Here is a 5,992-nt window from a genome sequence, read left to right on the forward strand (position 1 = left end):
GCCGTGCTGGCCGCCCGCGCCGCCGTCAAGGGGTGGGCCGGCGCGACCGCGTACAACCGGGGTCAGATCCTCTACCGGGTCGCCGAGATGCTGGAGGGGCGGCGCGAGCAGTTCGTCGCCCTGGGCGTGCCGGGCGACGAGGTGGACGCCGCGGTCGACCGCTGGGTCTGGTACGCCGGCTGGTCCGACAAGCTGTCCCAGGTGTACGGCGGCGCGAACCCGGTGGCCGGGCCGTACTTCAATCTCTCCGCGCCGGAACCGACCGGCGTGGTGGCCGTGGTGGCCCCCGAGGCACCGGCGCTGCTCGGCCTGGTCAGCGTGATCGCCCCGGCGATCGTCACCGGCAACACCGTGGTCGTGGCCGCCTCGCCGGCGGCCCCCCTCGCCGCGGTGACCCTGGCCGAGGTGCTGGCCACCTCCGACCTGCCGGGCGGAGTGGTCAACATCCTGACCGGCCGGCTGTCGGAGACCGTGCCGACGCTGGCCGGGCACATGGACGTCAACGCGATCGACCTGACCGGGGTGCCCGACGCCGAGCTGGCGGCCGACCTGGAGGTCAAGGCGGCGGAGAACCTCAAGCGGGTGCTCCGGCCGGTGCGGGCTGGTCACGACTGGTCGGCGGATCCGGGTCTTGGCCGGATGACAGCGTTGCTGGAGACGAAGACGGTGTGGCATCCGAAGGGTGTCTGAGTCGCTGGGCTGGGTGGGTTTCCGGTGGAGCCCACCCGCTCCGGGCGGTCAGGCTTGATCCCTGCGCGGGTGGGCTCCACCGGAAACCCTGACGTGGGCACGGTCCGCCGGCGGGGTGGGCTGCTCCGCGGGTCTACTACGGGGGGTAGGATTCAGGGGTGACTCGGCTTGGGGATCTTGAGCGTGCGGTGATGGACGTGCTGTGGGACACGGTTCCCGCCACGTCGGACGGGGTCACGGTGCGCGAGGTGGCCGACGCCCTGGCCGGCCGCGAGTTGGCGTACACGACGGTGATGACGGTGCTGGACCGGCTCGCCGGTAAGGGCATGGTGCAGCGGGAGCGGGAGGGTCGCGCCTGGCGCTATCGGGCCGCTGCCACCCGCGAGGCACACATCGCCCAGCTCATGCTCGACGCCCTCGACCTCGGCGGCAGCCGGGACGCGGCGCTGGTCCGGTTCGCCCGCTCGGTCACCGGCACCGAGGCGGACGTACTGCGCGCCGCCCTGGCCGCGGAGGCCGGGCTGGCTCCCGGTTCGACCGGCCAGTCGGGGGACGCTCCGGGCGGCGGGCTGACCGACCGGGTCGAGGCACCGCCGGCCGACCGGGCGTCCCGCCCGGGCCGGGCCGACGAGGCCGCGGAGCGGTAGGGCCGACGCCGTGGCGCACGCCCTGCACTTCGCCGGCTCGATGCTGGCGTGCTGGCTGATCGCGCAGGTGCTGGCCCGCTCCACCTGGACGTGGCGCAGCCCTCGGGTGGCGATCCTCTGCTGGCAGGCGGTCGGCTTGGCGGTCGGCCTCTCCGCGATGGGCCTGCCGATCGCGCTCGGGCTGAGTCCGTACCAGCGGGGCACCGGAAGCGCCCTGCTGGCGCTCGCGAACGACCTGCGGCACAGCACCCTGCCGGCCGGCCTCGGCGCCGTGCACCTGGGGCTGGTCGGCATCGGTTTCGGCATCGGGGCGGTGCTGCTCACCACGACGGTACGCAGCATCCACGGCACGGTACGCGCCCAGCGCCGGCACCGGGAGCTGCTCACCCTGGTGGCCCGACGGGATCCCACCGTGCCCGGGGCGCTGGTGCTCGACCACCCGAGCGCGGCCGCGTACTGCCTGCCGGGGGTGAAGCCCCGGGTCGTGGTCAGCGCCGGCACGCTGAGCCTGCTCGACCGGGCCGAGTTGGAGGCGGTGCTCACCCACGAGCGGGCGCACGCCCAGGAACGGCACGACCTGGTGCTGCTGCCGTTCACCGCGCTCTGCCGGGCGCTGCCCTGGCTGCGGTGGGTCCGCGAGGCGCACGAGCGGGTCTCCCTGCTGGTCGAGATGCGCGCCGACGACAAGGCCCGCGAGCTGCACGCCGAGGCACCGCTGGCCGGGGCGCTGCGCCGGTTCGCCGCCGCCGGCAACCGGGTCACCCCGGCCGGCGCGCTCGGCATCGGCGACCGGGACCTCGACGTCCGGGTGCAGCGGCTGCTGGTCGCCGGACGCCCGCCCCGGCTGCTCGGCACCATCGCGCTGACCGTGACCACCACCGTGGCCGCCCTACCGATCTCCCTCTTCCTGAGCTGACCACCCTGAACTAACCCTGATCCTGCCGGCTCCTCCCGCGCGCGGCGCCATATGTAGCGTTCCTACGTGTAGGCTCCCTATCTGCATCGACCCCCGTCTCAGGAGAGCCGGTCATGGACACCCTGCTGCTCGCCCGGCTGCAGTTCGCCGCCACCGCCTCGGTCCACTTCCTCTTCGTGGCCGTCACCCTCGGCCTGGTCACGCTGCTCGTCGGGTTGCAGACCGCCTGGGTGCTCACCGGCAACCCCCGCTACGAGCGACTGACCCGGTTCTGGGGCCAGCTCTACGTGATCAACTACGTGCTCGGCATCGCCACCGGGATCGTGATGGAGTTCCAGTTCGGGCTGAACTGGAGCGGGCTGTCGCGCTACGTGGGCAACGTCTTCGGCGCCCCGCTGGCAATCGAGACCCTGGTCGCCTTCTTCCTGGAGTCGACCTTCCTCGGCATGTGGATCTTCGGCTGGCACCGGCTGCGTCGTGGCGTACACCTCGCGCTGCTGTACGGGGTCGCGCTCACCGCGTACGCCTCGGCGTTCTGGATCATGGTGGCCAACTCCTGGTTGCAGAACCCGGTCGGCTACGAGGTACGCGACGGGGTCGCCCACCTGACCGACTTCTCCGCGCTGCTAACCAATCCGGCACTGTGGATGGCGCTCGGCCACGTGGTGTCGGCGGCCCTGCTCACCGGCGGGCTGCTGATGGCTGCGGTCAGCGCCTGGCACCTGAACCGGCGAACCACCGACCATGCACTGTTCCGCACCTCGCTGCGGATCGGGGTGGTCACCGCCGCGCTGGCGATCACCTTCGTGCAGGGGTTCGGCTTCGCCCAGTTCGGGCCGGTGGGCGCCGTGCAGCCGACCAAGTTCGGCAGCGACAACCCGGACGCGGACGCGCTGATCGCCGACTGGACCGCCCGGTTCGGCCCCGCCGACTACCTGCCTCCCGCACCGGCCAACGTCGGTCTCGGTTTCATGATCCTCATCGGTTTCGGCCTCGGCCTGCTCTGGCTGCTGCTCCCCCTGCTCTGGCGGGACTGGATCATCCGGCTCCGGTTCCCGCTCTGGCTGCTCATGCTCGCCCTGCCGCTGCCGTTCGTGGCGCTGATCCTCGGCTGGATCGCCCGCGAGGTCGGCCGCCAACCCTGGGTCGCGTACGGCCTGCTGCCGGTGGACCAGGCGGTCTCGCCGATCAGCCCGTGGCTGATGGCCGCCTCGCTGACCGGCTTCACCCTGCTGCTCGGCGCCCTCGCCGTCACCAACTGGGTGCTGCTGGCGCGGCACGCCGCCCGGGGCGCGGCCGACCCCGCCCTCGGTCGACCGCCGGCACAGCCCCCGGCCGACGACTCCCGTCCCGAGCCCGCCTTCGCCTGAGGAGACCGCGATGGAACTCGCCTGGTACGCCCTGCTCGGCCTCTTCTTCGCCGGCTACCTGGTGCTCGGCGGCTACGACTACGGCGTCGGCCTGCTGCTCGCCCGGGGTGCCGACCCGGCCCGCCGCCGGGCCGCCCTCAACGCCGTCGGGCCGTTCTTCCTCGGCAACGAGGTGTGGCTGGTCGCCGCCGTCGGCATCCTGTTCGGCGCGTTTCCCGTGCTGGAGGGGGAACTGCTCGCCGGCTGCTACCCGGCGGTGGTCGGCGCGCTGACCGGGGTGATCCTGGTGACCGCCGGGGTGCAGCTGCGCAGCCGCCCGGAAAGCCGGTGGGCCCGCGCCGGCTGGGACCGGGTGATCGTGGTCGGCAGTCTGCTCGCCGCGCTCGGCTGGGGCGTCGTGCTCGCCGCCTTACTCCAGGGCGTACCACTGCACCCGGACGGGCACGTGGCCGGGGTGACGCATCTGTTCACCCCGTTCGCCGCCGCCACCGGGCTGGCCCTGGTCGCGCTGGTCGCGGCGCACGGCGCGACCTTCCTCACGCTGCGGCTGCCGGCCGCCGAGGCCGACCGGCTCCGGCCGCTGGCCCGCCGGCTCGTCGCGGCGGCGGTCGCCGCGACCGCCGTCGCCGCCGTCGTCGGCCTGCTCTCCGATCGGGTACGCGCCGCCGTGCAGCGTCCGGCGGTCGGCCTACTGCTGGCGATCCTGCTGATCGCCGCCCTGCTGGTGGCGCGGGCGGCGCTCGGCGGTAGGCGGCACGGCGTGGCCTTCGCCGCCACCGCCACCGCCCTCGCGCTGCCGGTCGTGCTGGTCGGGGCGACCCTCTGGCCCTACGTGCTGGTGTCGACCGTCGAACCCGGCGCGTCTCTGACGGTGGCCGACGCGGCGGCCAGCACCCCGACGCTGCGCCTGCTGGGCTGGCTGGCGATGCCGCTGCTGCCGGCCCTACTAGGCTTCCAGGCGATGTGCTGGTGGATTTTCCGGGGACGGACCGACGGCAGAGCACCGGTGTACTGGTGAACCGTCGTCCCTTCGACCCGCGGCTGCTGCACCGGGTCCCTGCGGCCCGGCGCGACCTCGCCCTGCTCGCGTTGCTCGGTGTGCTCGCCGCCGGGCTGGTCGTGGCGCAGGCCACCGCCTTGGCCGCGCTGCTGGCCACGGCGTTCACCGGGCGGCTGGACCGAGTCGCCCTGACCGGGTTCGTCGCCGCCGTGGCGGCCCGGTCGGTGCTGGTGTGGGCGCAGGGCGCGGCGTCGGCGCGAGTCGCCGCCACGGTCAAGGCCGCGCTCCGGGCCGATCTGCTCGGCGCGGTCGCCCGGCACGGGCCCGGCTGGGTCGCCGGCCAGCGGGCCGGGCAGCTGGCCACCCTCGCCGGTCGCGGACTGGACGCCCTGGACGCGTACTTCACCGGATACCTTCCCCAGCTCGTGCTGAGCGTCACCGTGCCGGTCGCCGTGCTCGGCCGGGTCTTCCTCGCCGACTGGAGTTCGGCGGTGATCATCGCGCTGACCCTGCCGCTCATCCCGATCTTCGGGGCCCTGCTCGGCTGGCAGGCCCAGGCCGCCACCGAGCGCCAGTGGCGGCGGCTGTCGCGGCTCGGCGGGCACTTCCTGGACATGGTCGCCGGGCTGCCCACCCTGCGGGCGTTCGGCCGCGCCCAGGCCCAGACCGACGCCGTACGGCGGATGGCCGACGGCCACCGGACGGCCACCATGAAGACCCTGCGCATCGCCTTCCTCTCCGCCCTGGTGCTGGAGCTCGTCGCCACCCTGTCGGTGGCGCTGGTCGCAGTGCCGGTGGGCATCCGGTTGCTCGGCGGCGGGCTGGCCCTGCAGACCGCGCTGCTGGTGCTGCTCCTCACCCCGGAGGCGTACCTGCCGCTGCGGGCGGCCGGCAGCCGGTTCCACGCCAGCATGGAGGGGCTCACCGCGCTGGACGAGGCGCTCACCCTCTCCGCTTCCGCGCCCGCGCCGGCAGGCCACGCGGGTGCGCTGCCGGACGGGCGCGGCGAGATCCGGTTCGAGTCGGTGACTGTCGCCTACGAGCGCACCACGGCGTTGCGGGACGTGTCGTTGACCATCCGGCCCGGCGAGCGGATCGCGATCATCGGTCCGAGCGGCGCCGGCAAGAGCACCCTGCTCGGCCTGCTGCTCGGCTTCGTCACGCCAACCACCGGCCGGGTCACCGTCGGCGGGGTGGACCTGACCGAGGCCGACCTCGACGGCTGGCGCCGGCAGGTGGCCTGGGTGCCACAGCGGGCCCACCTGTTCGCCGCGTCGCTGGCCTGGGGTCACGAGGGCGGCAACAACGTCTCGGTCGAGCTGGCCAACCCCGGCGTGGCCGATGCGCCCCTGACGGTGACCGTCACCGG

6 protein-coding genes are annotated in these 5,992 nt (G+C 74.0%); all 6 read left to right on the top strand.

The features are described 5' to 3' along the window. Positions 1–690: aldehyde dehydrogenase family protein (locus AB0M52_RS29120; protein WP_363960327.1), on the top strand; the 690-nt coding region annotated here is incomplete at its 5' end. Between the two features lie 158 nt (positions 691–848). Further along, positions 849–1,337, top strand: a complete 489-nt coding sequence (locus tag AB0M52_RS29125) for a BlaI/MecI/CopY family transcriptional regulator (RefSeq protein ID WP_363960330.1) — start codon at positions 849–851, stop codon at positions 1,335–1,337. 10 nt (positions 1,338–1,347) lie between these two features. Continuing rightward, a complete protein-coding gene (locus AB0M52_RS29130) occupies positions 1,348–2,253 on the top strand; it encodes a M56 family metallopeptidase (RefSeq protein WP_363960333.1) in 906 nt (301 codons plus the stop codon). Positions 2,254–2,366: 113 nt separating this feature from the next. Next, positions 2,367–3,623, top strand: a complete 1,257-nt coding sequence (locus tag AB0M52_RS29135; protein WP_363960336.1) for a cytochrome ubiquinol oxidase subunit I — start codon at positions 2,367–2,369, stop codon at positions 3,621–3,623. A gap of 10 nt (positions 3,624–3,633) precedes the next feature. Beyond that, positions 3,634–4,641: a cytochrome d ubiquinol oxidase subunit II gene (locus tag AB0M52_RS29140; RefSeq protein WP_363960339.1), complete on the top strand. Its 1,008-nt coding sequence runs from the start codon at positions 3,634–3,636 to the stop codon at positions 4,639–4,641. Further along, positions 4,638–5,992: thiol reductant ABC exporter subunit CydD (cydD, locus tag AB0M52_RS29145; protein WP_363960342.1), on the top strand; the 1,355-nt coding region annotated here is incomplete at its 3' end. The genes AB0M52_RS29140 and cydD, both read left to right, overlap by 4 nt.

Origin of the sequence: Micromonospora sp. NPDC051296, assembly GCF_040682255.1 — a bacterium.
Lineage (GTDB): Bacteria > Actinomycetota > Actinomycetes > Mycobacteriales > Micromonosporaceae > Micromonospora > Micromonospora craterilacus.